The sequence below is a fragment of the Arthrobacter sp. efr-133-TYG-120 genome, assembly GCF_030209785.1.
Classification (GTDB): domain Bacteria; phylum Actinomycetota; class Actinomycetes; order Actinomycetales; family Micrococcaceae; genus Arthrobacter.
Genome location: NZ_JARVRI010000035.1, coordinates 46,550 through 72,484 on the forward strand (window position 1 = coordinate 46,550; position 25,935 = coordinate 72,484).

26 protein-coding genes are annotated in these 25,935 nt (G+C 63.6%); 5 read left to right on the forward strand and 21 right to left on the reverse strand.

The window, feature by feature from the left end:
- Genes QRN51_RS18585 through QRN51_RS18610 form a run of 6 tightly spaced genes read right to left on the reverse strand, consistent with a single transcriptional unit; the run spans position 1 to position 7,008 of the window.
- Complete coding sequence (locus QRN51_RS18585; RefSeq protein ID WP_284991286.1) at positions 1-636, reverse strand: CG0192-related protein; 636 nt, start codon at positions 634-636, stop codon at positions 1-3.
- Between the two features lie 10 nt (positions 637-646).
- Positions 647-3,037, reverse strand: coding sequence for a bifunctional salicylyl-CoA 5-hydroxylase/oxidoreductase (locus QRN51_RS18590; RefSeq protein ID WP_284991287.1), 2,391 nt, complete (start codon positions 3,035-3,037; stop codon positions 647-649).
- A 14-nt stretch (positions 3,038-3,051) separates the two neighbouring features.
- Entirely contained in the window at positions 3,052-4,710 is a 1,659-nt protein-coding gene (locus QRN51_RS18595; protein WP_284991289.1) for an AMP-binding protein, read from the reverse strand.
- Between the two features lie 40 nt (positions 4,711-4,750).
- The gene (locus tag QRN51_RS18600; RefSeq protein ID WP_059389899.1) at positions 4,751-5,641 is read right to left on the reverse strand and encodes an acyl-CoA thioesterase; all 891 of its coding nucleotides are present in this window, start codon (positions 5,639-5,641) and stop codon (positions 4,751-4,753) included.
- A 5-nt stretch (positions 5,642-5,646) separates the two neighbouring features.
- Positions 5,647-6,129, reverse strand: a complete 483-nt coding sequence (locus QRN51_RS18605; RefSeq protein ID WP_284991290.1) for a cupin domain-containing protein — start codon at positions 6,127-6,129, stop codon at positions 5,647-5,649.
- A gap of 33 nt (positions 6,130-6,162) precedes the next feature.
- Positions 6,163-7,008 carry a fumarylacetoacetate hydrolase family protein gene (locus QRN51_RS18610; RefSeq protein WP_284991291.1) on the reverse strand — a complete coding sequence of 282 codons (846 nt, stop codon included), beginning with the start codon at positions 7,006-7,008 and terminating at the stop codon, positions 6,163-6,165.
- A 161-nt stretch (positions 7,009-7,169) separates the two neighbouring features.
- Here QRN51_RS18610 and QRN51_RS18615 point away from each other — a divergent pair, with 161 nt between their 5' ends.
- Positions 7,170-7,568: a RidA family protein gene (locus QRN51_RS18615; protein ID WP_059389887.1), complete on the forward strand. Its 399-nt coding sequence runs from the start codon at positions 7,170-7,172 to the stop codon at positions 7,566-7,568.
- 3 nt (positions 7,569-7,571) lie between these two features.
- On the opposite strand, the gene QRN51_RS18620 is transcribed toward QRN51_RS18615, so the two are convergent.
- The 4 genes from QRN51_RS18620 to QRN51_RS18635 all read right to left on the reverse strand — a co-directional run bounded on the left by QRN51_RS18620 (position 7,572) and on the right by QRN51_RS18635 (position 10,385).
- Positions 7,572-7,724 carry a sigma factor-like helix-turn-helix DNA-binding protein gene (locus QRN51_RS18620; protein ID WP_172465689.1) on the reverse strand — a complete coding sequence of 51 codons (153 nt, stop codon included), beginning with the start codon at positions 7,722-7,724 and terminating at the stop codon, positions 7,572-7,574.
- Between the two features lie 139 nt (positions 7,725-7,863).
- Positions 7,864-9,150, reverse strand: a complete 1,287-nt coding sequence (locus tag QRN51_RS18625; RefSeq protein ID WP_284991292.1) for an amidohydrolase — start codon at positions 9,148-9,150, stop codon at positions 7,864-7,866.
- A gap of 85 nt (positions 9,151-9,235) precedes the next feature.
- A complete protein-coding gene (locus tag QRN51_RS18630) occupies positions 9,236-9,700 on the reverse strand; it encodes an ABC transporter permease subunit (RefSeq protein WP_059389888.1) in 465 nt (154 codons plus the stop codon).
- 22 nt (positions 9,701-9,722) lie between these two features.
- Positions 9,723-10,385: a transporter substrate-binding domain-containing protein gene (locus tag QRN51_RS18635; protein ID WP_284991293.1), complete on the reverse strand. Its 663-nt coding sequence runs from the start codon at positions 10,383-10,385 to the stop codon at positions 9,723-9,725.
- 151 nt (positions 10,386-10,536) lie between these two features.
- Here QRN51_RS18635 and QRN51_RS18640 point away from each other — a divergent pair, with 151 nt between their 5' ends.
- Positions 10,537-10,881: a hypothetical protein gene (locus tag QRN51_RS18640; protein ID WP_059389890.1), complete on the forward strand. Its 345-nt coding sequence runs from the start codon at positions 10,537-10,539 to the stop codon at positions 10,879-10,881.
- A 13-nt stretch (positions 10,882-10,894) separates the two neighbouring features.
- Here QRN51_RS18640 and QRN51_RS18645 read toward each other — a convergent pair whose 3' ends face one another.
- The 8 genes from QRN51_RS18645 to QRN51_RS18680 form a co-directional block, all read right to left on the reverse strand.
- The gene (locus QRN51_RS18645) at positions 10,895-11,770 is read right to left on the reverse strand and encodes a PaaX family transcriptional regulator (RefSeq protein ID WP_284991294.1); all 876 of its coding nucleotides are present in this window, start codon (positions 11,768-11,770) and stop codon (positions 10,895-10,897) included.
- A gap of 12 nt (positions 11,771-11,782) precedes the next feature.
- Positions 11,783-12,229: an acyl-CoA thioesterase gene (locus tag QRN51_RS18650; protein WP_059389892.1), complete on the reverse strand. Its 447-nt coding sequence runs from the start codon at positions 12,227-12,229 to the stop codon at positions 11,783-11,785.
- A gap of 123 nt (positions 12,230-12,352) precedes the next feature.
- Positions 12,353-13,048 (reverse strand): GntR family transcriptional regulator, encoded by a 696-nt coding sequence (locus QRN51_RS18655; protein WP_059389893.1) that lies wholly within the window; start codon positions 13,046-13,048, stop codon positions 12,353-12,355.
- Positions 13,045-13,824 carry an amino acid ABC transporter ATP-binding protein gene (locus tag QRN51_RS18660; protein ID WP_059389894.1) on the reverse strand — a complete coding sequence of 260 codons (780 nt, stop codon included), beginning with the start codon at positions 13,822-13,824 and terminating at the stop codon, positions 13,045-13,047. The genes QRN51_RS18655 and QRN51_RS18660 overlap by 4 nt, the downstream gene beginning before the upstream one ends.
- Complete coding sequence (locus QRN51_RS18665) at positions 13,821-14,807, reverse strand: amino acid ABC transporter permease (protein WP_113990732.1); 987 nt, start codon at positions 14,805-14,807, stop codon at positions 13,821-13,823. The genes QRN51_RS18660 and QRN51_RS18665 overlap by 4 nt, the downstream gene beginning before the upstream one ends.
- Before the next feature lie 101 nt (positions 14,808-14,908).
- On the reverse strand, positions 14,909-15,829 hold the full coding sequence (locus QRN51_RS18670; RefSeq protein ID WP_284991296.1) for an ABC transporter substrate-binding protein: 921 nt from the start codon (positions 15,827-15,829) through the stop codon (positions 14,909-14,911).
- A gap of 111 nt (positions 15,830-15,940) precedes the next feature.
- Complete coding sequence (locus tag QRN51_RS18675) at positions 15,941-17,635, reverse strand: amidohydrolase family protein (RefSeq protein ID WP_284991298.1); 1,695 nt, start codon at positions 17,633-17,635, stop codon at positions 15,941-15,943.
- 354 nt (positions 17,636-17,989) lie between these two features.
- The gene (locus QRN51_RS18680) at positions 17,990-21,376 is read right to left on the reverse strand and encodes a DEAD/DEAH box helicase (protein ID WP_284991299.1); all 3,387 of its coding nucleotides are present in this window, start codon (positions 21,374-21,376) and stop codon (positions 17,990-17,992) included.
- Positions 21,377-21,543: 167 nt separating this feature from the next.
- Here QRN51_RS18680 and QRN51_RS18685 point away from each other — a divergent pair, with 167 nt between their 5' ends.
- The gene (locus QRN51_RS18685) at positions 21,544-22,392 is read left to right on the forward strand and encodes a DMP19 family protein (protein ID WP_284991300.1); all 849 of its coding nucleotides are present in this window, start codon (positions 21,544-21,546) and stop codon (positions 22,390-22,392) included.
- Positions 22,393-22,538: 146 nt separating this feature from the next.
- Here the strand turns inward: QRN51_RS18685 and QRN51_RS18690 are convergent, their stop codons facing one another.
- Positions 22,539-23,111 carry a COG4315 family predicted lipoprotein gene (locus QRN51_RS18690; RefSeq protein WP_284991301.1) on the reverse strand — a complete coding sequence of 191 codons (573 nt, stop codon included), beginning with the start codon at positions 23,109-23,111 and terminating at the stop codon, positions 22,539-22,541.
- 154 nt (positions 23,112-23,265) lie between these two features.
- Between QRN51_RS18690 and QRN51_RS18695 the strand changes: the two genes are divergently transcribed.
- Together QRN51_RS18695 and QRN51_RS18700 are read left to right on the forward strand one after the other, a co-directional pair.
- Positions 23,266-23,766 (forward strand): sigma-70 family RNA polymerase sigma factor, encoded by a 501-nt coding sequence (locus tag QRN51_RS18695; protein WP_059389901.1) that lies wholly within the window; start codon positions 23,266-23,268, stop codon positions 23,764-23,766.
- On the forward strand, positions 23,763-24,470 hold the full coding sequence (locus tag QRN51_RS18700; RefSeq protein WP_284991303.1) for an anti-sigma factor family protein: 708 nt from the start codon (positions 23,763-23,765) through the stop codon (positions 24,468-24,470). The genes QRN51_RS18695 and QRN51_RS18700 overlap by 4 nt, the downstream gene beginning before the upstream one ends.
- 28 nt (positions 24,471-24,498) lie before the next feature.
- Here QRN51_RS18700 and QRN51_RS18705 read toward each other — a convergent pair whose 3' ends face one another.
- Complete coding sequence (locus QRN51_RS18705; RefSeq protein WP_284991305.1) at positions 24,499-25,311, reverse strand: methylenetetrahydrofolate reductase; 813 nt, start codon at positions 25,309-25,311, stop codon at positions 24,499-24,501.
- Positions 25,312-25,327: 16 nt separating this feature from the next.
- The coding region (locus QRN51_RS18710; RefSeq protein WP_284991306.1) for a lipoyl synthase at positions 25,328-25,935 on the reverse strand (608 nt) is incomplete at its 5' end.

Sequence of the window (25,935 nt, forward strand, 5' to 3'; positions counted from 1 at the left end):
CTAGGGCCGCGAGAGGGACGCCAGTAGCACCGGCGCCTCCTGCCCGGCCCACGTGCCCCGAAGGGCAGCCGAATCTTCCGAATCCTGGATCCCCAGATCCAGGACGCGGTTCACCTGGACGGTGAGTTCACCGGCGTCGATGCTGGTAACGCCGCCTTCGGTGATCGGCGCTGCGGGACTCAGAGCGGGGACTTCGCTGCCGGGGGTTCCACTGCCCTTGGCCTCGACGGAACTCGCCCTTGGCTCCAGCACGCCGTCCATGTCCACGAACTGTTCGGCTTCCCGCTGCCCAGTGAGGATGGCGGTGGCCAGGGCAGCGACGTAGACGGGATCGGTGCAGGCGTCGTACACCCACCTCGTGCCCAACACGGAGTGTTCCATGGTGCCGAGCAGCGAGTGCTCCGCACGGGGCAATTCCGAACCCCGGTAGCTCAGGGGAACCTGGTAGACCTTGCCGCCGTGGGAGACCAAGTGGGTTTCGAGGCCGACTTCGCCGTCCGGATCATCGAAGCGGTACGCACCGAGCAGCTCGGGCGGCGCGGAGCCATCCTTGGTAAACCACGGCTGGACGCGCAAATACCTTTCGATGAGCTCCAGTTTGCTGGGACGCAGGGTTGCTTGATGGATGATAGCCATGGGGTCCAGCCTAGTTGGCCAGCGCGGGGGCGGAGACAGACTGCGGGGTCCAGCGTAGGTGCGTGTTGCCGGCGTCGGATTCCGGCTCTTTCAAGAGGGACAGGCGGGGGCGCACCGCATCCGTGCGGGAGCTCGGCGGTTTCCGCCGGCCCGCCCGGAACTGAGGCACCCACTGCGCTCCGGGGCCCTGGTATTCCTGCTCGGCTGCGGCGTGGAGTGTCCACTGGGGGTCGAACAGGTGCGTCCGGCCAAGCGCCACGAGGTCTGCCCGTCCTGCAAGGAGGATGGAGTTGACGTCGTCGTAGCTGGAGATGGCCCCGACGGCGATGACGGCTGCTCCCGCCGGCGCGGCAACTTCCTGCCGGATGCGGTCGGCGAAAGGAGTCTGGTAGCTGCGGCCGAAAGCCGGTTGTTCTTCCTTGGCGACCTGGCCGGTGGAGACGTCGATCCCCGCGGCGCCGTGGGCCACGAATGCCCGCGCGATGTCGAGCGAGTCGTCCGAGGTGTTGCCGCCTTCGATCCAGTCCGTCGCGGAGATGCGTACCGTCACAGGCTTGCTGGCAGGCCAAGCCGCGCGGACGGCGTCGAACACTTCCAAGGGGAACCGCAGCCGGTTCTGCACGCTACCGCCGTATTCGTCCTTCCGGAGATTGGACACCGGCGAAAGGAAGGAGGAGAGCAGGTAGCCGTGCGCGGCGTGGAGCTCGAGGAGGTCGAAGCCTGCTTCATCGGCCCGACGGGCAGCTTCCACGAACTGGGCTTTGATGGCTTTCATGCCTGCAAGGTCGAGTTCCACGGGCGTCTGGTTGCCGGGACCGTACGGCAGGGCCGACGGGCCAACGGCCTGCCAGTTGCCGGATTCGAGCGGTTCGTCGATGCCTTCCCACATCAGCCGGGTGGAGCCCTTGCGTCCGGAGTGTCCGATTTGGGCCCCGATCTTGGCTGTCGAGCGAGCGTGGACGAAGTCCACGATTTCCTTCCAGCTCTCGCGCTGGCCGTCCGTGTACAGGCCGGTGCAGCCGGGGGTGATCCGCCCGCTCTCGGAAACACACACCATTTCGGTCATGACCAGTCCGGCACCGCCGAGTGCCTTGGAGCCGAGGTGGACTTTGTGGAAGTCGCCGGGGACGCCATCCACTGCGGAGTACATGTCCATGGGGGACACGACGATGCGGTTCTTGAGCTCGAGTCCGCCGATCCGGAACGGTTGGAACATGGCCGGGGCGGTCTCCGCCAGTCCTTGGGATTGGGCGAAGTTGCGGTCTACGGCGTCGGCGAATTCCGGGTCGCGCAAGCGCAGGTTCTCCTGGGTGATGCGGCGGCTCCGCGTGAGCAGGTTGAAAGCGAACTGCGTCGGGTCCTGCTCCTTGTATTGGGCGATCCGCTCGAACCATTCCAGCGAAGCCTGGGCTGCACGCTGGGTGGAGGCGACAACCGGACGCCGCTCGGTTTCATAGGCAGAGAGTGCAGATTCCACATCCGGGTGCTCGTGCAGGCAAGCGGCGAGTGCCAGAGAGTCCTCCATGGCGAGCTTCGTGCCCGAGCCGATGGAGAAGTGTGCGGTGTGCGCGGCATCGCCGAGGAGCACAACGTTGCCGTGGCGCCAGTTTTGATTGCGGACGGTGGTGAAGTTGATCCACTTGGAGTTGTTGGACAGGACCTCGTAGCCATCGAGTTCCTCGGCGAAGATGGAACGGATCTTGCTGATCGCCTTCTCGTCGGACACGCCTGGCGGGAAGACATCGGCTGCGGTCTCGTCGAAGCCGGCAGCCCGCCACACGTCCTCGTGCATTTCGACAATGAACGTGGATCCTTCGTCGGAGTACGGGTAGCCATGGATCTGCATGACTCCCCATTCGGTTTCCTTGACGAAGAACTTGAATGCCTCGAATACCTGGTCTGTGCCCAGCCACATGAACTTGTTGGGCCGCGGGTCCAGGCTTGGAGAGAAGGAGTCCGCATATTTGGCGCGGATCTGGGAGTTGATCCCATCTGCGGCGAGGACCAGGTCATGGCTGGCCTCAAGCTCTTCAACGGGCGGCGCGACGGTCTGGAAACGCAGGTCGACTCCGAGTTCGGCGCAGCGGCGCTGAAGCAGTTCCAGCAGTTCCTTTCGGCTCATGGCCGCAAAGCCCTGGCCGCCCACCGTCACCGTTTCGCCGCCGAAGTGGATGTCGATGTCGGACCAGCGGGCGAAGCGACGGCTCATGTACTCGGCCACGACGGGGTCGGCGTTGCCGATGCCGCCGAGCGTCTCATCGGAAAAGACGACGCCGAAACCGAAAGTGTCGCTGGCGGCGTTGCGTTCCCAAAGGGTGATGTCGTGTGACGGGTCGAGCTGCTTCATCAGGGCCGCGAAGTACAGGCCGCCGGGGCCGCCTCCTACGATTGCGATTTTCATGCTTTTGCTCCTTTTCAGGCCTGGCCGAGGCCTGCGCCGGCAAGTTGTTCGGGGTCGTTGTTGATGCGGTCGCGCAGCTTGAAATGCTGCAGTTTGCCGCTGGGGTTGCGGGGAAGTTCGTCGACGAACCGGATGTCCCGCGGGTACTTGTAGGGGGCGATCGTCCGTTTGACGAAGTCCTGGATTTCCTTGCGCTTCGCGTCATCGCCTGTGACACCTTCGCGCAGGACGATGAACGCGCAGACGACGCTGCCGCGTGCTTCGTCGGGGCGGCCGATGACGGCGTTCTCCACCACGTCGGGGTGCAGGTCGATGGCTGTCTCCACCTCTGGCGCGCCGATGTTGTAGCCGGAGGAAACGATCATGTTGTCCGAGCGGGCCTGGTAGGTGAAGTACCCGTCCTCGTCTTTCGTGAAGGTATCGCCGGTGACGTTCCAGCCGTTGACCACATAATTTGCTTGCCGGGGGTCGTCCAGGTAGCGGCATCCAGTGGGGCCGATGACCGCGAGCCGGCCAAGCTGCCCGGGTCCGAGTTCCAGACCCTCGTCATCGAGGATGGTTGCCCTGTACCCTGGCACTGCCCGTCCGGTGGTGCCGGGCCGGATGTCATCGCCCGCGGCGGAGATGAAGACGTGGAGCATTTCCGTGGCTCCGATGCCGTTGATGAGCCGGAGGCCTGTGGCCTCCCGAACTGCCTCCCACGTTTCCTTGGGTAGGTGTTCGCCGGCGGAAACCGCAATGCGCAGTCCGCTAAGCAGCTCGCCGCGCTTTTCCTTGAGGATGGCGCGGTACGCAGTGGGCGCGGTGAAAAGGATAGTGGCGCCGGCAGCGGCTGCACTCTCGGCAAGTTCAACCGGGGTAGCCCGTTCGGTCAACAACGACGATGCGCCGAAGCGCAGCGGGAAGACCACCAGCCCGCCGAGGCCGAAGGTGAAGGCGAGGGGCGGCGAACCGGCAAACACGTCGTCTGCGGTTGGCTGCAGGATGTGGCGGGCAAAAGTGTCGGCGTTCGCGAGGATGTCCCGGTGGAAATGCATTGTGATCTTGGGCGTGCCCGTGGTGCCCGACGTCGGGCCGAGCAGCGCGACGTCGTCGGCGGCCGTGGGCACGGCAGTGAATTCGCCGCTCTTGGCGGCGCAGCGGGACGTGAGGTCGCCGGCGTCGTCGGTTCCGTAGGAGAGGACAACGGTGTCCTCGCCTGCGGCCGCGGCCAGTTCGTCCATGAATCGGTGGTCGGAGATCGCCACAGCCGGACGCGTGAGGCTGATGAGGGTGCCGACCTCGCTTGAGCGCAGCATCGGCATGGTGGTAACCACCACGGCCCCGGCTTTGAGCACGCCGAGCCAGGCAGCAACGATCCAGGGGTTGTTCGGTCCGCGAAGCATGACGCGGTTACCGGGCACCACCCCGAGGTCCTCGGTAAGGACCTGGGCCACCTGGTTGGCGCGCTGCTGCAATTCGCCGTAAGTCCAGACCGTACCGTCCGGGGTACGCAGGGCGGGCCGCGCGGCACCGTGGTTTGCGACGGCGTGGTCAATGAGTACCGCCGCGGCGTTGAGCCACTCGGGGTACTGGAGTTCCGGCAGGGTGAATTCGAGCGTCGGCCATGTGCCCGCCGGTGGCAAATGGTCGTAGGTGAAGGTGTCCACGTGGGCTGATCTCAACATCGTCATGGCCACTCCTTTCAGTAATACGCGGATAAGTCGGGTGTGTTCAGGAGCCGGCGCGGATCATGCCCTCTTGGGCCACCGTCGCCAGCAGGCGTCCTTGCCTGTCGAAGAAGCGGCCCATGGCAAGCCCGCGGTTGCTCTGCCCGGATACTGCTTCCTGGGCGTAAAGGACCCAGCCGTCGGCGCGGCCGGCCCGGTGGAACCACATGGAGTGGTCCAGGCTGGCCGTGGCGAGTCCGGGACTGGACCAGTGGAGTCCGTTCACCCGGAGCAGGGGCTCCAGGATGGTGTAGTCGCAGACATATGCCAGTGCCGCCCGGTGCAGATCGGCGGTCGCGTGTTCGTTGCCGGCGTCAGGCAATTGCTCGAAGGCCTTGACCCAGATCGCCTGGTGCGGCACGGAATCGCCTTCCACCTGCAGATATACCGGGCTGGGAATATGCCGCATGTCGAAGCTTCGCTTCGAAGACCAGTATTCGGCGGCCAGCCCCTCGACCCCTTGGAGCACCTCGGCGGCACTGCGGAGGGATTCGGGCTCGACGGCGGATGGCGCCTCAGGCTGGAAGTCCGGGCCGTCTTCGGGCACTTGGAAGGAGCCCATCGCCGCGTAAACGGTCTTGCCGTTCTGGTAGCCCCGTACGCTGCGGGTCGAGTATCCACGGCCGTCGCGGAGGCGTTCGACCTCGTAGCGGACGGTGGCCCCGATCTCCACGGGGCGCATGAAGTAGCTGTGCATGGAATGCAGCGAGCGGTCGTCGTCGACCGAGCGCATCATCGCTGCCGCGGCCTGGGCCACCATGTCTCCGCCGTAGGCTTTGGGCCACGGGACGTACTGCGAGGTGGCTTCGTAGGCTTCGTCGTGGATCTGGGCGTGGACGGCCGTCAGCTCGATGGCCTTGAGGAATGTCTCCGACGTCAGGGTTCCGGTGGACATGTCCATCAGGCCCTGCGGAAGTCTGCGAGGGTCTCGTCGGCAACGTCGTCAAGGTTGACCACGAGGTTCTCCGGGGTGCGCGCGGTCAGCCATACGAGTTCTTCGGTGATGGACATGTTGGCCTCGACGTGCGGCATGAACGGCGGGACGAATACCCAGTCGCCGGTCTTCATGTCTAGGAACTCGGAGTAGTTTTCGCCGAAGTAGATGCGTCCGTGGCCGCGGAGCACGTAGCCGCCGGTTTCCGCTTCGCCGTGGTGGTGCGGCAGGGAGCGGTAGCCGGGAACGTTGGAGACCTGCCCGAACCAGATCTTGGTGGCCGGCGTGTGCTGGATGCTGACGCCGGAGACGCGGATGCAGTCGCCGGACTGGGCGGTGTTGGTGTCCTCTTCACCCGCGCGGGTGACGACGGGTACCACTTTGCCGTCCGGCTGGGCGTAGATGGAGTTGTCGCCTTCGAGGCGGTAATCGGTTGCGGTTGGGTTCATGGTGGTCACTCCTTTGAAGTGGTTGGTATTGGCCTAGGCGATGGCGGGGACGGGTGCGTGGATCCGGAAATTGTTTTCCAGCCGTCCGATCCCGTCGATTTCGGTGGTGAGGACGTCGCCGTCGTTCAGGAAGCGCGGCGGTGTCATACCCATCCCCACTCCGCCGGGCGTACCGGTCAGGACAAGGTCGCCTGGGCGCAGGGTAGTGAAATGGGAAATGTAGGAGAGCAGGCGTGCCGGGCCGAACACCAAGGTGCTGGTGTTGCCGTGCTGCACGAGTTCGCCGTTGACGTAGCCGCGGACCTCGAAGTCGCCGTCGGCCTCGTCCGCGGTCAGCATGACTGGCCCCACCGGTGTCGTTCGGTCGAACGCCTTGCCCTGGAACCACTGCAGCGTGCGGTTCTGCCAATCCCGCATGGAGACGTCGTTGGCGATTGTGTATCCGGCAATAGCCTTCCGCGCTTCGTCTTCGTCCGCGCCGAAGAGTTCGGAGCCGACGACGACGGCCAACTCGGCCTCCCAGTCGACGCGGCTGCTGCCGTGGATGTGGATGGTGTCAGCCGGGCCCGTGAGGGTGTCCGCGTACTTGGCGAAGAGCGTGGGGTATTCGGGAAGATCGCGGCCCATCTCCTGGATGTGGTCGCCATAGTTCAGTCCGCAGCAGATGACTTTGCCTGCCCGCGGAAGCAACGGAGCGAAGTCGGGGTCGGCGATGGCGTTGCCTCCGGCGGCCACGGCTTTCTCCACGATGGTTCGCCACTGCGGCTGGGCAAGAAGCGCCCCGACGTCGCTGGCCGGCAGCGCGAGGTAAGAGTTGGCGCCCGTGGCGAGTGCCGCCGTCGTGCCTCCACCGGCCGTCCGCAGGGTGGCGAGTTTCATGCGTTTTGTCCTTCCATTGCTGCTTCTCAAAATACTGCTTCCCGAAATACATATGTCGACTTTTTTACGATCGTCACATATGCTCAACGTAGCACGGCAGGAATGATCTGCACAGAGGCTTTCCAAAAGTTTTCGCAGTTGCCACAACGAGGAGGAACAGCATGAGCCACAAGACGATCAACCCGGAGTCGCTCCCCAAGCCATCCGGGTTTGCGCACGGCATGCTCGCCGGAAACACCTTGTTCCTGGGTGGGCAGACCGCCCTGGACAAAGACATGAACATCGTTCCCGGCGGCATCGTGGAGCAGTTCACCCAGGCGTTTTCGAACGTCCTCACTACGTTGCGCGAGGCCGGCGGCCAGCCCGAGGACCTCGTCAACGTGACCATCTACCTGACCGACGTTGACGACTACACGGCCAACGGCCGCGAGATCGGAAGGATCTGGCGTGAAATGGCCGGATCCCAGTACCCCGCCATGGCCGGAATCGGCGTCACGCGGCTATGGCAGAAGGAAGCCCTCATTGAGATCCAAGGCATCGCCGTCATCCCTGGGCGCTAGGCGTTAGGCCAGCCAACCGTCTTTGCGGAGCCGGTCCTGGAGGCTGAGGACATTGCCCACGTCGATTCCCGAGGCGGCGTAGCGCTGGCGGACCCTGTGCAGGTGGGATTTGACCGTTTGTTGACTGATTCCCAGGAGCTCCGCAACTCCACGCATGCCATGGGGCTCGGGCCCAAGATCGAGGCGACGGTGTCGGCGAGTGTCCGGCCGTCGTCATTGAGTTCACCGACGACGGCGACATCGGCCGACGAGAAGGCGTCGGGACGGCAATCCCGACGCCTTCAGGCAGGTAACGCTAGAAGTCCGCTGCTTCGGCGCACGGACCGGAAGATTCTCCGACGGTGATGAGCCGTCGTCGTTCCGTGGTGTCCAGGGCAAGGTCTATCGCTGTCCACGCCATCGCTGCCCCGCCTTCCAACGCTGCTTTGTCGGCGTCCTCGCTGGCGCACCAGCGGGCAAACTCCGGCTGGTGATTTGACGCTCCGTGGGCTTCCACCCTGATCACTGGATGAATTGACGGTATTGCCAGTGAGACGTTGGCCATGTCGGTCGAGGCGGCTTCCGACAAGCGCTTTTCCAAGGGCTCGTCATCAAAGCGGCGTCCAAGGGACTCCGCGTTCGCTTGGTAAAAACCGACCATCGGCTGATCGTTCCGGAACCCGGAAAACTCCCTTGTTTCCTCAGTGATGTGCAGGCTGGCGCCGGTCGCGACAGCTCCCGCTTCGAAACAGACAATGAGCTGCTTTTTGACCTCGGCCAGCTCCTTGACGCTGTTGGCGCGCGCATCGTAGAGCAATTCAGCGGCGCCCGGGATGCTGTTGGCCGCTTCACCTCCCTTGGTCACAATGCCGTGCACGAGCGCCCCCGGCAGAAGCTGCTGACGGAGCAAACCGATCGCAACTTGGGCCACGGTGGCGGCATCGCCGGCGTTGATTCCTTCGTGGGGTGCCGCAGCCGAATGAGCCGTGCGTCCCGTGTAGCTTGCGCGAAGCCCGACTACGGCCCGCGTGTGGTGATCCGCGTACTCCTTGGTAGCGGGATGGACCATCATGGCCGCATGTATGCCATCGAACGCGCCGGCTTCCAGCATGATGATTTTTCCGCCTCCGGCTTCCTCCGCCGGAGTGCCGAAAACCTTCACGCACACCCCAACGCTGTCAGCGACCTCGGCTAGGGCGATTGCTGCCGCGACGGAGGCGGCGGCAATCACGTTGTGCCCGCAAGCATGGCCGACTTCAGGCAGCGCATCCATCTCAGCGCAGAATGCCACGACCAATTCGCCATGACCCGAGGTTGCGACGAACGCGGTTTCGAGATCCGCTATGCCGCGTTCTATGTCGAATCCGTGCCGCTCAAGAAGATCCGTGATGGCCCGCGCCGATTCGTATTCAGCGAACGCCAGCTCCGGGTTCGCATGCAACTGATGGCTTAGTCCGACGATGTCGCGCTGTGCCCGGTGTAGTGCGTCTCTTGCGGTCCTTTTCAGCGCGATTGACGCTGTTTCCCCGCCGTATGCTTGGGGTGCCTCCTGATGGCTGTACGGGCCGAGCTTGCCCTCGGAAATGTGGTTTTTGGTGTGCATTGATACGTGATTCCCTTGGACGTGAGATGAGCTTTTGTGGTGGGCAGGCCTATAAGTAGGCCAGTGATATCGCTGGTTCCGCTCCTCAGCGCACCGAGGCGAGGAACGCCTGGGTACGTTCGTGGCGGGGGTTCCCGAGGACTTCACCTGGAATTCCAAAGGAAATGGAAGGGTACAGGGCGGCCAGGTTGAACCAGAACAGCAGCTGCACGAGTACCGGGGTGCCACGGAAGAAGCCCTGGTAGGCCCTGGCGATCCAGCTGATCACGGGGTTTGAGGAGATCCGCATGACGGCCAGCACGATCCCGAGTCCAACGCCCAGGACCATGCAGATTACCGTCAGTTCCAAGGTCACGCCGATGCCCTGGACAATCGCGCCGTCGCGGAAGAACAGGGCCACCTGGTCCCAGCCGAAGCGTGGATTGGTCAGGGCGGACTGGAGAAGGAGGCCGGCCAGCGTTGCACAGAGCAAAGCCCCTGTCCAACGCCCGATGTGTTTCGTCCTGACGATTCTTGGTTCGTCCAGGACCGGTGCGGCATTGCCCATCATGATGGCATCCGGGCCTTTTCGACTAGTTGCCTGCAACTTGGCCTGCCGTGACCTTGTGGTTTTCCGGCAAGCTCCACTTGCTGGTGATCGCGCTATACGCCGGGCTGTCGACCAGCTTGGTCATTGCGGCCCGCACGGCGGCTGTGAGCGGGGAATTCTTGGGCAGAGCGGCCCCGGCGATTCCCGGGCTAAGATTCGCGCCGGGAACAAGCTCGAAGGGGTCTCCGGCCAGCTTGGCCTGGCAGCTCATGGATGCGCTCTCCGACATGACGCCATCCACGCGGCCGGACCTCAGGGCGAGATTGGCGTCATTCATGGAGGGGAACAGCTGCGCGTCGATGGCGGGCTGGCCCGCGGCCACGCACTTCGCGGCAAAGTCGGGCAGTATGGTCAGTCCCTGGATAGTGCCCTTGCCGGCTGCGATCTTCTTCCCGCAGAGCGTCGTCCACTCCGTGGACAGTTTCTTTGGATTTCCGAGCGGAACCGCGATCGAGGTGCCGCCCTGTTCGTAGCTGACAAAATCGGCGTTCTTCTTGCGTTCCGTCGTTTCTATGAATCCGGAGATTCCCAGGTCATACTTACCGCTGCTGAGCCCGGGCAGGATGGTGTCGAAGGTGGCGGGCACCATCTGCGTCTTCAGTCCGAGGATTATCAACAACGGCACCATGTCAGCGAATCCGGCCAACTACACGACGCGACTGGACATGCTGGATCGCAGCTTGCTCGATCTGCTCGTCAGAAACGGCCGGCTTACGTGGATTGAGCTGGCGTAGGCGACGGATTGCAGCACGGCAACCGCGCGCCGGCGGGTCGAAAGACTGGTGGCCTCGGGTGGGGTGACTTTCCGTTGCGATATTGCACGGTCGCTGGCCGGGTGGCCCATCCAGGCCTCGTTGCTCGCCAAGGCGCCGGCCAAGGACGTCGATTTCATCTGTGAACAGCTCGCGGCCTGGCCGGCATGCCGCCTGGTCGCCGCAGTGACAGGCGAGGCCAATGTCTATGCGACTTTCTGGGTACGCAACCTCGGAGAAATCCAGCGCTTGGAGACGGCTTTGGGTTCACGGATGCCAACCATGAACGTGACCGAACGGATGGTCGCTCTGGATACGCCAAAGCGGATGGGTCACCTGTGCGACAAGGACGGGCGGCATATCGGGGTCCATCCGATCGCTCCCTGGTAGGCCGGGCAACGCGTTAGGGTGCCACCAGATCCGCATTGCCGTGGATGAGTTCGTGCGCGTGGGCCGCGGCTAGGGGTGCGGCCAGGCGATGAACCGCCTGGAACGTCTCGCGAACCGCAGGTCCGCGCCAGTCCTTCGGGAGGAATTCCAGCGGCAGGTTAGGGTCCCGGTACGGGAAGCGGCGCCACAGAGTCAGCATGGGAATGTAGTAGCGGAAAGCATCCCGGCGCAGTTCCGCGGTCGAGTTGGCCAAGGCGGCCTCGGGATCATCCCCGACCAGTCCGGCCCAAAGATTTCCGGCGCCTTCGTAGAGGTCCAGGAATTCGGCGAATTGCTCGTCGATGGCCTTCAAATCCCACCATTCGGCCACCTTCGGGGGCATGGGGCCCTCAAACAGATAGTCGCCCCGGAAGAAGTCCACAAACTGGATGAGACCCCGCGATGCAAGCCGCTCACGGGCCTGTTCAAGGACTCGGGCCGGCGCGATCCATACCCCTGAGGCGACGGATCCAAAACCGAGCCCGGACAGCTCGGAGCGTAGTTGGTGCCGACGGTTCCGCATTGATTCGGGGACGGAAAACACCGCGAGGACCCAGGCTTCCAGCTCGGTGGAGCGATCGGCTGCGAAGATCCTTCGATCGCCCTCGCGGAAGACGTCAATGACGGTGTCGGATAGTTCGTATTTGGCGACGCCGTCCAGGCGAACACTTTTCAGGACACCCTTGGCCTTCAGCCGCGAGACGGAGGAACGAACCCCGGGCGCGTCATAGCCCAGGTCGCCCAGCATTGAAATCAGCACAGAGACGGGGAGGGCATCGCCCGAACTGCGGCCATAAAGACCATAGATCGTGACGATCAGCTGCTGGTGACGTACCGGGGGAGCGGGCATGTCCATCATGGTTCAGAGCCCCGGACTGTTCGGGACCGCTACGCCAGCCGCCTGCCGGATCCGTTCCGGCCACGGCTGGGCTGAAGCTGAGCCCGCTGGCACGTGGGCAGTGGTCAATGTCCCATGTGCAGCCAGTCCGCCCGGCGAGTTTGGATGTGCGTGGCCATAGACCTCGAAGGCAAGGGTCATGGAGGTTCGCCCGAGCTTCTGGATCTTCACGGTTGCCGTCACTCGTTGGCCAAACCACAGCTTGGCCGTGTAATTGACCACTTGTTGCACTCGAGGAGCACTCGGGAAGTACTCCGGAAGCGCCAGGTTGCGGAAAAGCTCTGCCTCGGCGGCCTCGACCCAGCGCATGATTGCGGAGTTGTGTTGATGGCCCGACGCGTCGGTGTCCACCCATTCCACAGTTCTATCGATGCTTGCGTGCGTCTCTGACTGTGCTTCGGTGCCCTCCACGGTTCCCCCTTCGGCGACGCTGTATTGCTCTGGCCGCGTTCAATTGTATACATCAAATGACGGCCGTTAGGATCCCGATATGCCGAGGGGGTGATACAGGAAGCGGGAAACCGCCGGACGCCCTCAGCGCTCCCGGCGGCCGCCCGGCGTCCGGCCGTCCACGACAGCTGGAGAACGGCGGAGGGGAAGCTTCCCCTCCAACTGCGAAATGGCGGGTCCGCGGCTGTGTTCGATGTGGGCAATGGCCAGCGCGGAGGCGAGCTCGGCTTGCCCGGCGCAGATCGCCTGGCACAGTGCGCGGTGTTCCCGGCAAAGTTGCTCGGGATCCTGCTGGACGACGTTTCCGAAGAGCCACCGCATGCGGTTCGCGACCGGGCGGATCACGGTGGTCAGGAGTTCGTTGCCTGTCAGGCTGAAGATCTCGTCGTGGATGGCCACGTTGGTGCTGGCCCTGAGGTCCTCGTCGTGGTTGGATACGAGAGCCTCAGCGTCAGCGAGGACCGACAGCAGGCGATCGGGGCTGGCCCCCGCCCCCACCTGGTGGGCAGCAATGCTCGCGGCTGAAACCTCGATGCTGAGCCGGATGTCAAAGACTTCATCGACATCCTGGATCGTCATTTGCCTGACGACCGCTCCGTGACGCGGACCCGTCGTGGTGAAGCCATCTGCCTCAAGTTGCAGGAGCGCCTCCCGCACTGGGACCCGTGACACATTCAATTCAGCAGAGAGTTCCCGTTCTCGAAGCCATGTTCCCGGCGTCAGCTCGCCGCTGATGATCCGGTCCCGGATGTGGATGTACGCGGAAGCAGTCCGCGTCATCTGACGTGTCGCAGGAAATTGGCGGTGCGTTCGTGGGAAGGATTGTCCAGGACATGTGCTGCCGGTCCGGATTCGATGACCCGTCCTTCGTCCATGAATATCACCCGGTCGGCGACTTCGCGGGCGAACCCGATCTCGTGGGTGACCACAACCATGGTCATGCCCTCTTCGGCAACGCGTTTCATGACCTGAAGGACATCGCCGACCAACTCAGGGTCCAGTGCGCTGGTGGGTTCGTCAAAGAGCATCACCTCGGGTTTCATGGCCAGGGACCGGGCGATGGCAACGCGCTGCTGCTGACCGCCGGAAAGTTGCGCCGGGTAGGACCCGGCCTTGTCTTTCAGACCGACCTTCCCCAAGGCGTCCAGTCCTTGCTCCCTGGCCTCGGCTTTGGACAGCCCGAGCACCCGTCGCGGGCCATAACTGACGTTCTCCAGTGCTGTCATGTGCGTGAAAAGGTTGAAGTGCTGGAACACCATCCCTATCCGCCGTCGCATTCTGGCCGATTCCCGTTCGGTGCGTTCGAACAACTGTCCTTTGTGAACCTTGTATCCGACGCGGTCTCCGCCGATTTCAACGGTCCCGGACTCAATGGCCTCCAGACCGTTGATGCAGCGAAGTAGCGTGCTCTTTCCGGAGCCTGAAGGGCCAAGGACACAAACGATTTCACCGGATGCCACGGCGATGTTCACGCCGCGAAGGATGTGGTTCTTGCCAAGCCATTTGTGGACGCCGTCGATCACCATGAGTGGTACCTGTGCTGGAGCAATGGTCATGGCTGGACTGCCTTTCGGGAAAGATCGGAGCGGTTTCGCAACAGGAGATTCCTGCGGATGAGTTCCCGGAACGACCCGCCGGCTGCGGCGCCGTCGGGGTTGAACTTTTGTTCCAGGAAATACTGGCCGATGCTGGCGACGCTGACAAGGATGAGGTACCAGACCGTGGCCACAATGAGCAGCGGCACAATTTTGAAATTCTGGCCATAGATGAGCTGGGTCTGCGTCAACAGATCGCTTCCCCCGATGGCAGAAACCAAGGAGCTGGCCTTGAGGAGGCCGATGAACTGATTTCCCGTCGGAGGAATGATGACCCGGATGGTCTGCGGTAGCACGATCCTTCGCAAAGCCTGTCCCCGAGTCAAGCCGATGCTGAGGCCGGCGTCCGTCTGCCCCTTGCTGACTGACAGAATGCCGCCACGGATGATTTCAGCCATGTAGCCCGATTCGGCCAGGGACAGTGCGCAGAGACCCGCGGTGAATCCAGAGATCAGCTGGTTGGTGTCGGCGCCGAGGATCTTCGGGAAGAGCACCGCCAGGTTGAACCAGATGAGGATCTGGACCAGGAGCGGCACCCCGCGGAAGAACCACACGTAGACCCGGCCAACAATCGCCGCGAGCCGGTTCCGGCTCTGGCACATGAGGGCCACGCCGAAAGCCAGGACCACCGAGATCAACATGCTGAAGACCGAAAGTTCCAGCGTGACTGCGATGCCTTTGAAGATGACAGGGTGGAACATGAACTCGCCGACGCTGGACCAGTCCAGATTCTCATTTGCCGCCTGGGACCAGATGAAGAGCGCGGCAATCGCCACAATGACTGCCCCGCTCGCCATCTGCCCGTAGGGCTTCCGGCGCTTGGCCTGGATTCCGGCCACCTGGCCGTCCTGCACGTGTGTTGGATCAAGAACTGTGAAGGGAGGCTTCCCGACGTTGTCGTGCGTCGGTGCCACCTGGCCGTCAACGATCATGGCGGAGATCACCCGACGGCGGGAGTGTTGTTTTCGTACGCATGTGGTGTCCTTCTTTGCGGAACTGGAATCCGGAGTGCGGTCCGTCGTGGAAGACCGCACTCCGGTAATGACTAAGACGTTGCGAGATTGACGCCTGGCTTTGGCAGGTCGATCACAGTGACATCCCACTTCTTCAGGATTGCGTCGTAGCTGCCGTCAGCGTGCATGGCCTCCGTTGCCTTCAGGAAGGCATCCCGCAATTGCGGGTTCTGCTTATTGAAGATCATGCCGAGGAAGACCTTGGGCTCGAAGTTCACCGGCACTGATTCGAGCTTCCCCTGGGTTTCCCGGTTGATGACCGATACGGCCATGTCCGGCCAAAACATGGCGTCCACGCGGCCTGAAGTCAACGCCAGGTTCTTGTCGCTGCCAGTCGGGAAGGTAACGAGCTCGGGTGCAGGCTTTCCTGCAGCAGTGCAGGCTTTGGCCATGATCCCCACCAAGCGCTCGTCGTCGTTGCCCTTGACTCCGCCGATCTTGATGCCGCAACCGCCGTCGGGCTCACCCGTGATCTTCTTCGGGTTTCCCTTGGCCACCATAAAGACCGTGCCCGCAACCTGGTAGTCGACAAAGTCGACATTCTCCTGCCGGGCCTTCCGGTCGGTCATTCCGGCGATGGAGGCATCGAACTTGCCGGTCTGGACGCCGACCAGCAGCTGGTCGAAGGGCACTTTCTGGTAACTGATCTTCAGGCCGAGCTTGGCGGCCATGGCATCCATGAGGTCGATGTTGAACCCCTTGACGCCGTTTTCGCCGATGGGGGTGAAGTTGGCCGGTTCGAAATCCGGCTGGGTTCCGACCGTGATGGTGCCTTTGGCCTTGATGTCAGCTGGCACCAGGGCCGTGAGGGAAGTATCGGCGCTGTTCGTTTGGGGCGATGAGGCCTGGCCTGAACCTCCGCAGGCGGCAGTGCCGGCGAGGGTAGAGGCAAGAACCGCGGCGATCGCGACTTTTCTCCAGAGACTTGGTACCCGGGGAGCAAAGTTCTTCATTGATTTTTCTCCTACTTGTGATGAACGGGAACAAACGCGGGCAAAAGATGAAAGGAAGATCAGCCCGGACAAGCGGGCTGGGGAGAAATGCGTTGGGGGTGCCCGGAGACGCTACGAGGCGGCAGCTGGGATCAGGTCGCTGCGAGGTTCCTCGACGAAGACGCCGTCGGCGGCCATCTGGTCCCAGATGCGCTGGACTACCTTGCCTGCCTCGCGGACAAGCCTGGCCTCGTCAACCACCGCGAGTGCGCCGTTGCGGACTTGCCAGTGACCGTCCGTCATGACGTTCTTGACGGAGAGTCCGTTTGCGTACATCAGGTGATTGAGCGGTTCCCGCGGAACCGTCCCTACCCCAACCAACAGACCGCTGACATCGATGCTGGTCAGGTCAGCTTTCGCGCCGACTGCGATCCGGCCAAGGTCTTCACGTCCCAGGCCCCGGGCGCCTCCCAGCGTCGCGGCTTCCACGGCTGTCCAGATGGACGGCCGGACCATGGGTACCGGGGTTGAATCGCCGAGGAAATCCGCCCTGATCCGACCGTAGATAACAGCCATCTTGAGGTTTTCGATGTAGTCGTTCGAGTGCGTATCCAGGCCGATGCCGGAGTTGACGCCTGCTCCGAGAACTTCCGGCCAGGGCCACTGTGCGGGTGTGACACCTGCGCCGGTGCCTGAAGGACAGTTGGCGAAAGTGAAACTGGGATTGGCCAACAGCGGAAGATCGCGCTCAAAGTCGATTCCGAGAAGGTGGGCTCCAAAAACCCGTACCGAGCCGTCGAAGAGGCCAAGGCTGTGCAGCCACGGGATCTCGTCCTGGCCCCATAAGCGGTTCATTGCAGCTTTGTCCGGCTGCGGCGCCCGGCCGTACCCTGCCTGCAGGTGAATGTGGAGGCCGTGCAGCTCTTCGGCTGCAGCCTTCATTGCGGCGAACGTTTCCGGGGTGTGCACCGCGTTTGTCGCTGGCGCCATCATTGGCAGGATGCGGCCGTCGTCGACGCCGTTGATGGTCCGAGCGTAGGCGAGGTTTTCCTGGATTTCGGCCAGTGTCTCGGGCACCGAATTGAACAACTTTTGGTCGTCGTCACCGCGTTTCCAGATCGGTAGGATCCGCCTCATCCCCGGCACGGCCCCGGAAGGGTAGCCGCGGATTCCGAATTGCCGTGCGACGCGGACGTAGGACTGCATCGATCTCAAGCCCTTGGACATTTCAATCTGGGTGGTGCAGCCACCGCGGAGGATTTCTGCCAGGTTCAGGGCAGTCATGGTGTCGAGGTCTTCGTCCGGAAGATCCTCGAGCAACACCATGGCATTGAGGAATTGCCTGCCCTGGCGCAAAATGGCGCCTTTGCTCATGGGAGTGAGGTTGCCCTCGACATACCCACGCGTGGCGGCGCCGCCCGCCACGTGGCTGTGCATTGAAATCAAGCCCGGGACCAGAAGCTGCCCTTGCAGGTCGATTCGCTCGTCGGTGGTACCGGTCCAAGGGCGGACCGCCTCGATGCGGTCGCCGCGCACAACTACTTCGTGATCGCGCAGAAGGACCAACTCGCCTTGCTGATGGGCAAGAACCCAACTTGCCGCGAGGACTAGCGGGCGGTTCTGGTCACGCTGTCCGTCTGGTCCGAGGCCTCGTTGCTGCGCACTGGCAGAGTCGTGCCGGACCCGTTCAGCGAGGCCTGCAGCCAGTCCTTTCGGCACGCTTCGCTTGCCGCCAAAGAGCCCTGAGTCTTCCGCAACCGCGCCATCGTAGCCGCAGGCGTCGCAGCCCAAGCCCTTGGGGGTGGCATGTGATTCCAGCTCAACCATTGAGAATTTTCCCTCCTCGTCATGGCGCCCCGTCAACCGGGCGTCGATTTCGCTCACGGTATACCAAGCTGGAATTTGCCGTCAACGGGGATTTGGAGAGTTTCCTTTAAATACAGGAGTCTTCGTGGCACAAAATGGGCAGCGGATGGCGGATTGACGCCACTTGGCATACCAAGAAAGAAGTTTTGATGCCGGCGCGGGCACTTCGTAAACATCCGGAAAGTCATTGCCTTGAGCGTGTTTCATGACCTAGAGTCGGTGGGATGCCGTGTTTGTAACGATCGTCAAAATTTGAATACATGCTAGCGGCGACGTCGATTTTGCCGTGGTCGTTTCTCCGCCGCAGGCGCGGCCCTACTCCGCAAACAGCCCCGCCAGGTCCTCCGCCGTCAGCGCGCCACCGGCCAGGGCGTCGCCTTCCATGACATCCGCGAACAGCTGCGACTTCTTGGTCTTGAGCGCCATGACCTTTTCCTCGATGGTGTCCTTGGCCACCAATCGGTAGACCATGACGTTCCTCGCCTGCCCGATCCTGTGGGTGCGGTCCACGGCCTGTGCTTCGGAAGCTGGGTTCCACCACGGGTCCAGCAGGAACACGTAGTCGGCCTCGGTCAGGTTCAGGCCGAACCCGCCGGCCTTCAAGGAAATGAGGAACACGGGCGCTGCGCCGTTCTTGAATTCGCTCACGACGTCGGCCCGGTTCCGGGTGCTGCCGTCGAGGTAGCAATACTCGATGTCCTCCGCGTCGAGCCGCTCCCGGACCTTGCCCAGGAACCCCGTGAACTGGCTGAAGATGAGCGCCCGGTGCCCCTCGGCGACGATGTCCTCCAGCTGTTCGAACAGCACATCCAACTTGGACGAGCGCACGGCTGACAAGGACTCGTCCACCAGGGAGACGTCCAGGCTCAGCTGCCTCAGCAGGGTGAGCGACTGGAAAATGGTGAAGCGGTTCTTATTGACATCGTCGATGAGCCCAAGGATCTTCTGACGCTCCCGCTGCAAGTGGGTCTGGTACACCTTCTGGTGCCGCGGGTTGAGCACCACTTCGAGCACCTGTTCCTGCTTGGGCGGCAGGTCCTTGATGACTTGCTCTTTGGTGCGGCGCATCATCAGGGGACGGACCCGACGGCGGAGCTTGGCGAGCTGGGCCTTGTCGCCGTTCTTTTCGACCGGCTTTTGGTAGTACTCCGCGAAGCGGCGCGGGCTGGAGAAAAGTCCCGGTGCGACGATCGAGGTCAGCGCCCAGAACTCCATGAGGTTGTTCTCAAGCGGGGTTCCCGTGATGGCCAGCTTGAAGGATGCCGGGAGTTTCCGGGCGCACTGGTAGGCCTTGGACTGGTGGTTCTTGACGAACTGGGCTTCATCGAGCATCAGTCCGGCCCATTCCTTGGCGGCGTAGGCTTCGTAGTCGATCCGGAACAGCGCGTACGAGGTGATGACGACGTCGATGCCCGCCATGGATTCCTGCGGATCCGCGCCGCTCTTGGCGAAGGTCTCTCCCACGGTCTTTATGCTCAAACCGGGGGCGAAGCGCTGCACTTCCGCGGCCCAGTTACCCACGACGCTGGTGGGCGCCACCACCAGGAAGGGGGCGCTGCCGCCCGCGGTGCCTCCGGCGCCGGACTCAGCCTGCTCCTTCGCCGCGCACATCAAGGCAATCGCCTGCACTGTCTTGCCGAGGCCCATGTCGTCGGCCAGGACGCCACCCAGGCTGTGGCGGTAGAGGAAACTCAGCCAGTTGAATCCCTCCAACTGGTACGGGCGCAGCTCGGCGTCGAGCGAGCCCGGCAGCGGCAGCCCGGTCACGCCGTCGTCGAGCAATCCGCCCACGGCCTCCCGCCATGCTGCCGCCTGCTCGTCGACGATCCCCAATTGCGCGAGCTCATCCCAGAGCCCGGCCTGGAAACGGCTGATCTGCAGGGTGCCGTGCCGGTCCGGGTTGTCCTGCAAGGACCTGGCCTCGTCGATCAGCGCGCGGAGTTGGTGCAGTTCGGGCAGGTCCAGCGAGAAGTAGGCGCCGCTCGGCAGCAACATCCGGCTCTGGCCGGCCGCGAGGGCGGAAAACACGGCCGCGAAGGACACGGGTTCGCCCTCGAGCGTGATGACGATGCCAAGATCGAACCAGTCGCGGCTGTCGGTTGCCTTGGTCGAAATGGAGACGACGGGAGCCTCGGTGGCCTCGCGGTAGTCGGCGATCTCGCCGGAGGTGTCCACGACGACGTCGGGCAGCTCGCGGAGCCGGGGCAGCACCTCCTCGGTGAAGGCCAGGGTGTCCAGCCCATCCAGCGCCACCGAGGCCGCGAGGCGTGGAGCCCCCCATCCGCCGCTCGACGATTCGCCCAGCGCGGCAACCACCTCCCAAGGCCGGCCCAGGGTCTCCAGGATCCGGGCTTCTTCGGCGTCGTCGCGATAGCCGTGGTCGTCAGGGTGCCGCCAGAGGGGTTGGGCAGTCACGAGCTTGCCGGCTTTATAGTGCCATTCCCAGTGCAGCCGCACGCGGTGGTCGGAGCCGTAGTTCGCCAGCAAGGACAGCGTGGGCACGGCGAGGACCGGCAACTCGACGGAATGGTCCGCTGCCGTGACCCGCGTGGACTGCTTGAGTTTCGGATAGAACGCCGTGAGGAATCGTTCTTCGTCCTTCGCCGGGATCTGGAGCCGGGACGCGCCCATGACGAAATCGAGGAGTTCCTGCGACTCGCCGCCCTCCAAAGGGGCCAGCGTGATGAGGTTAGCGGGGGCCGAAACGCCGGGCAAGTGCCCCTCGCCGGGACCCGTGAAGAACAATCCATGCGCCGGGCGGCCGATCAAGCCCAAGGCCGCCGGATCAAGGGCGTCCCCGCCCAAGGTCACCGACGGCGACAGCTGCAGTCCGTCGTCGGGCCGGCTAAGGTCGAGCCCGACGACGGCGGGCTCCGCGGCAATGCGGACCGGCTCGGTCCCGCCGGAGTGGATGAGCGAAACTCCGACCTTCGAGGCTTCGGCGAGCAGGCTCCACAGGTTCTTGCCGGCGAATTCGTTGAGCAGCATCCACATGCTGGAAGTGAGCTGCCGGTAGTCCGCGGTGGAATGCGCGGCGAGGAAGTTCTGCATCCAGTCGATATGGGCTTCGTTGAACTCGCGCTTGTAGCCGAGGTAGTTCAGGTTGGTCCAGGAGACGTCGCCCCGGATCCACTTGCCCTTGGCTCCCATCATCACTGGGCGGGCCTTGAGCTGGCGCACGCTGCGGAGCGGATCCCGCCGGCCTGTGTAGGAGAAGTGCGGGGCCGGTTCTTCCACTTCGAAGGCCAGTGCCAAGGGGAGGCCCTGGCCTTGCGGTGCGGTCCCCGGGGTGGCGATGAGCTTGCTGAGCGCCTGTTCCCAGGCCGGCCGCTGCACGATTCCCCCTGTTTGGGCCGTCTGTCCGAACGCGGGCGCGCTGAGCAGCTGTGCCCGCACTGCGGGATGGTCTTCGGCGGCGAAGAGAAGGGCGGCCACGTGTTTGCAGTCCTTGCGGACGGGGCAACTGCACACGCCCACGGTGCAGCTCCAGCCTCCGGGCTTGCGGACCAGCTTGGCCGACGTCGAATACGGTGACGGGCCGCTGCCCCTGACCTTGCCCATCATCAGGCCCGTGGCGGAGTCGAAGGTGATGCCGCTGACCCGGCTTCCCATGGCATAGGCGAGGCCGGCCGCGAGGGAACGGTCGTTAATGGCGGGTGTCTGAATCGCCAGTTCCCAGGAATCGTCTGAGTGGGAAGGCATTCGTTAAGGCTACTTTCGGCAGGAGGCTATCTATGAATCCTAGGGCCCACGCAGCAGCCCTGAAACTTTGCCGGACGTTCACCTCTGCCTAGCTTGCCCGACAACTGCCCCCGCGTACGTTGAAAGGGTCCGGAGCAGCACAAGCTTCCCAGCAGTGAGGAAATCCCATGACCAGCAATGAGAACCCCGTCGTTCTGACGAAGGACAGCATCGAGGCCGACAACGCAGACGTTGTGGACGCGAACGTCACCGTGGTCAACGAGATGTACGAGGAGCTCCTCAACCACGAGGAAATCGCTACCAACGCCCTGCGCAGCTACTTTGTGGACTACTACCTGACACAGGCACTCGCGGGCGGTTTCGCCCAGTACGTCTTCACGGTCCCGGAACGCGAAGAGGTGGATGCGTTTGTCCGCGAAGGCCTTGAAGGAATGGGCGCCAAGGGCCACCTCGAGCTGTTCAACCGCACCGCCGCAGCTTTCGACGCGCTGTCCGAGGAGGACGCCGAGGCCTACCTGGACGGCGACCTTGACGAGTCCGAGGTGGCACCGGAAGCCGTTGCCGAGCTCGAGGCCCTCGACGGCGAATTCGAATCCCTCCTGGAGACCGAAGACATCATCGAACTCAACGCAGCGTGGCTCCGCAGCCAGGACGGTGTGCTCTACCTCGACGAGGAGCAGCTCAAGGCACACATCGCCGAGCGTGTAGCCCTCATCCCGAACCTCGAAGAGCGCCAGGCCGAGGCGGCCGAAGCCGAACTCGAGAACGCCCCCGAATTCGAGCTCATCATCCGCGAACTGTGCGATGTTGCCGGCTACCGGCTGGAGAAGATCACCATGGGCGATCCCAACTACGAGTACGACGGCGAGACGATCCTCGCCTGGCACTTTGCCACGGACCACGGCAACTACATCATGATCGAAGAGGACGACGAAGCCTTCATGATCCACCCCGAGACGAAGGAGATCATCGCCGCGGTGGAGTTCGAGGACGCTGAAGCGTTCGAAGACGCCTAAGACGCCCGCTCACTTTTAGGGCATCTGGGGCGGACGCCCGCTCACCTTTGAGGCCTTTTGGACAAACGCCCGCTCAGATCTTCCGGCTGGTCCGGAAAGATCTGAGCGAGCGTTTGCCGTTTGGGGTGCAAACGTGAGCGACGGTTTCAGTAGCCCATGCTGCTCCCGCTTGGTGTGCTGCTGCTTGGGGTGCTGCTTGGGGTGCTGCTAGGGGTCAACATGGAACCGGACGGGCTGACCATGAACCACACGCCACCCACGCCTTGTCCGTAGGTGTCACTGGAGTCTTCATCCTTGGAGTAGAAGTAGATAGGCATCCCGTTGATGGTGATCTGCATCTTGCCGTCTGCCGTGGGGATGGTGCCGATGGTTCCGCTCACCCCGTCAACCGCCGGTTTGGCCGACGTCGTTGTCACTGCCGGCCAGTTGGTGGCACAGCCGCCGGTGCAGGCGCTCTTGCCGGAATCCTTGACGTCCTTCGCGAAGACGTAGACGCTCTTGCCGTTCGCCGCGACCACTCTCTCGCCGACGCTCGACGACGCCGTCTTCAGTTCCGCCGCGCCAGCAGGAGTGCTCGACGCCGGAGCGCTTGAACTCGACGCCGCGGGGCTGGGACTGGTGGCGCTCGAAGATGACGACGAGCCGGGGCTTCCTCCACAGCCAGTGAGGGCGATGGCCAGAGCAAGGATGCCGAGCCCGGTGCCGAGTTGCTTCTTCATGGTTTGCTCCTTCGGGTCGACCGGCCGTGGACGTGCCGGAAGCTAACCCGTACGACGCCGTCGGGTGAAGAATGGTTCAGGGGGCTTGAACCTTTTTCGTGGCGGGCACGTCGTATCGCAGGAGAAGGGGAAGCCGAGCACCAAGGAGGCGCCGATGCCGCTCGACGAGGATGTAGTGGCCGCGATCTACCGCGACCACGGCACGGCCCTGCGCCGCTTCGTGCTGAGCTGCACGCCGGACGCGCACTTGGCTGAGGACGTAGTCCAGGAAACCATCCTTCGCGTGTGGCAGCACGCCCCGCAGATCACCGGCAGCCTGCGTAGCTATTTGTTCCGCACTGCCCGCAACGTCATCATCGACAACTACCGCAAGGCCCAGCGGCGCCCGGCAGAGGCTGCCGAACGCGACATGGCGGATCCGGAGGAGGCCACCGAACGGGTGGACGAGCTCCTCAACCGGGTCCTCATGGAGGAGGCGCTCCTGAGGCTCAGCACCGAACACCGGGAGGTCCTGGTAGCACTGCATTATGAACGTTTCACGGTGAACGAGGCCGCGTTGAGGCTCAACATCCCCAGCGGCACAGTGAAGTCCCGGGCCTTCTACGCCGTGAGGGCGCTCCGCACGATTCTCGACGAAATGGGGGTGCAGCGGTGAACGAAACCGGACTTCACCAATTGCTGGGCGCCTACTTGCTCGGCGGACTCGAGCCTGCCGAGGCCCGGATTTTCGAGGAGCACTTGGCGAGCTGCGCTGACTGCCGGCTCGAGTTGGGCGAGCTGGAGAGCCTCCCCGCCCTCCTCGACGCCGTCCCCGTGCCCGACGCCGTCGCGCTCGCCGCCGGGCGCCCCGCCGTCGAGCCCTCTACCGCTGCCCCTTCCGACGCCCGCCCACTTACAGGGGCTTTCACGGAAACGCTCCCGCAGCCGATCCTCCTGAAGATGGCGGCACGGCGGCGGAAATCCCGACGCCGGTGGGCGGCCCTGGTGGGTGCCGTCGCCGCGGCGTGCCTTGGCTTGGGCGTACTGGCAGGGCCCGTGTTGAACCAGCCACCCAAGCCTGACGCCAGTTACTCCGTGCAGACAGACAATGGCCTGCAGCTCACCGTGGGGCTCGTCAGGAAGGCGTGGGGGACCGAGCTTCAGCTGGAAGGCCGCAGCATGCCGGCGCAAGGCACGATGTACCTGTGGGTCAAGGGCCGCGACGGCACGGAGGAAATGGCGTGCGGATGGACCGCGACGTCCAGTGGCCACATCAAGGTCACGGGTGCGACGCCGGTCCAGCTCGCCGGGATTTCGGGCGTGGAACTGCGCGATGACAACCAAAAGACGGTCGCGGCGATTTCGGTCCCGGGGAGCTAGGGGTCCCCAGGACCTAGGCGGTGCCAGATTACGCGGATGCTGCCTCGCTGGCCTCAGGATCGGGGAGGTCGCTTCGTTCCCAGATGGGCATGTCCAGTCGGTTGAAGCTGTAAAGATGGATTCCCGAGATGCCATCCGGGTGCGCCATGATCTCGGAAACGAGGCCTTCCGGTGAGTACTTGTCCCCGCCTAGAAGCTTCCGGGCAAGGGTTCCTTTATTGCTGAGGAACTTCACGGACGTCCCGACGCCGATCTGGGCTGCCAGGGCCAGCAGTTTGGTCCGGGGAACGGCCCCGGCCACGCCTGCCCACACCGGCAGCTCGACGCCTTCCCGGCGCAGGAGTGCTGCGTAGTCGAGGATCGTCGGGGCGGAGAAGCACATCTGCGTGACAACGTGCGTGGCCAAGTGTTGTTTGGCCAACAAGGCGTCCAGCAAGTCGAGCCCGCTCACGGAAGGATGTCCCTCGGGATAACCGGCGATGCCCGCCGTGATGCTGCCACCGGTGTACTCGGCGATATCCGCCAAGAGGGGAAGGCACGATCGGTAGGGGCTGGCACCTTGGGCTCCGTCGCCACCGATGGCGAAAACCTCACTGATCCCGGCGGCCTCGCAGTCCCGGAGGATACCGGAGAGTTGCGCCCGGCTCTCCAGCCCACGTGCCGAGAGGTGCGGAATCACGGTGTAGCCAAGGAGGCTGAGCTTGATGGAAGCCTCCATGGTCCGCTCGATCCCGTGATGGGGCAGGCAGGTCACGGTGAGCGTCGTGGAAAGCGGTACCGCTGCCTGGACTTTCTCAACGATTCCGGCTGAGGGAATGATTTCAATCCGGGTGGGGAACATGCTGGCTCCTTGCGGATCAGGCCGTCGCGTGGTGTGCGAGGAGGGTGCGGGCTTCCTGGCGGGTGGTGCCGGAGTCCTGGATGCCTTCGGCGATGTGGGCCAGATGGGCGGGGATCTCGCGGCCTTTTTTGCGCATCGCGGTGGCCCAGAGGCGTCCGGCGCGGTAGGAGGAGCGGACCAGGGGGCCGGACATGACGCCGAGGAAGCCGATTTCCTCGGCTTCGGTGGCGAGCTCGACGAATTCCTGGGGTTTGACCCAGCGGTCCACGGGCAGGTGCCGTTCGGAGGGGCGCAGGTACTGGGTGATGGTGATCAGGTCGCAGCCCGCGGCGTGCAGGTCACGCAGGGCTTCGGAGATCTCTTCGCGGGTTTCGCCCATGCCCAGGATCAGGTTGGATTTGGTGACCATGCCGTGGGCGCGGCCCTGGGTGATGACGTCCAGGGAGCGGTCGTAGCGGAACGCGGGGCGGATGCGCTTGAAGATCCGGGGCACGGTTTCGACGTTGTGCGCGAAGACTTCGGGGGCGGAGTCGCAGATCGCGCTGATGTGTTCGGGTTTGCCGGAGAAGTCGGGGATGAGCAGTTCGACGCCGGTGCCGGGGTTCAGTTCGTGGATCTTGCGGA

Excerpts from the sequence above, each read along its gene's own strand:
- QRN51_RS18585 (WP_284991286.1), bottom strand. The coding sequence starts at position 636 with ATGGCTATCATCCATCAAGCAACCCTGCGTCCCAGCAAACTGGAGCTC.
- QRN51_RS18590 (WP_284991287.1), bottom strand. The coding sequence starts at position 3,037 with ATGAAAATCGCAATCGTAGGAGGCGGCCCCGGCGGCCTGTACTTCGCG.
- QRN51_RS18595 (WP_284991289.1), bottom strand. The coding sequence starts at position 4,710 with ATGACGATGTTGAGATCAGCCCACGTGGACACCTTCACCTACGACCAT.
- QRN51_RS18600 (WP_059389899.1), bottom strand. The coding sequence starts at position 5,641 with ATGTCCACCGGAACCCTGACGTCGGAGACATTCCTCAAGGCCATCGAG.
- QRN51_RS18605 (WP_284991290.1), bottom strand. The coding sequence starts at position 6,129 with ATGAACCCAACCGCAACCGATTACCGCCTCGAAGGCGACAACTCCATC.
- QRN51_RS18610 (WP_284991291.1), bottom strand. The coding sequence starts at position 7,008 with ATGAAACTCGCCACCCTGCGGACGGCCGGTGGAGGCACGACGGCGGCA.
- QRN51_RS18615 (WP_059389887.1), top strand. The coding sequence starts at position 7,170 with ATGAGCCACAAGACGATCAACCCGGAGTCGCTCCCCAAGCCATCCGGG.
- QRN51_RS18620 (WP_172465689.1), bottom strand. The coding sequence starts at position 7,724 with ATGCGTGGAGTTGCGGAGCTCCTGGGAATCAGTCAACAAACGGTCAAA.
- QRN51_RS18625 (WP_284991292.1), bottom strand. The coding sequence starts at position 9,150 with ATGCACACCAAAAACCACATTTCCGAGGGCAAGCTCGGCCCGTACAGC.
- QRN51_RS18630 (WP_059389888.1), bottom strand. The coding sequence starts at position 9,700 with ATGATGGGCAATGCCGCACCGGTCCTGGACGAACCAAGAATCGTCAGG.
- QRN51_RS18645 (WP_284991294.1), bottom strand. The coding sequence starts at position 11,770 with ATGCCCGCTCCCCCGGTACGTCACCAGCAGCTGATCGTCACGATCTAT.
- QRN51_RS18655 (WP_059389893.1), bottom strand. The coding sequence starts at position 13,048 with ATGACGCGGACTGCTTCCGCGTACATCCACATCCGGGACCGGATCATC.
- QRN51_RS18660 (WP_059389894.1), bottom strand. The coding sequence starts at position 13,824 with ATGACCATTGCTCCAGCACAGGTACCACTCATGGTGATCGACGGCGTC.
- QRN51_RS18670 (WP_284991296.1), bottom strand. The coding sequence starts at position 15,829 with ATGAAGAACTTTGCTCCCCGGGTACCAAGTCTCTGGAGAAAAGTCGCG.
- QRN51_RS18675 (WP_284991298.1), bottom strand. The coding sequence starts at position 17,635 with ATGGTTGAGCTGGAATCACATGCCACCCCCAAGGGCTTGGGCTGCGAC.
- QRN51_RS18680 (WP_284991299.1), bottom strand. The coding sequence starts at position 21,376 with ATGCCTTCCCACTCAGACGATTCCTGGGAACTGGCGATTCAGACACCC.
- QRN51_RS18685 (WP_284991300.1), top strand. The coding sequence starts at position 21,544 with ATGACCAGCAATGAGAACCCCGTCGTTCTGACGAAGGACAGCATCGAG.
- QRN51_RS18690 (WP_284991301.1), bottom strand. The coding sequence starts at position 23,111 with ATGAAGAAGCAACTCGGCACCGGGCTCGGCATCCTTGCTCTGGCCATC.
- QRN51_RS18695 (WP_059389901.1), top strand. The coding sequence starts at position 23,266 with ATGCCGCTCGACGAGGATGTAGTGGCCGCGATCTACCGCGACCACGGC.
- QRN51_RS18705 (WP_284991305.1), bottom strand. The coding sequence starts at position 25,311 with ATGTTCCCCACCCGGATTGAAATCATTCCCTCAGCCGGAATCGTTGAG.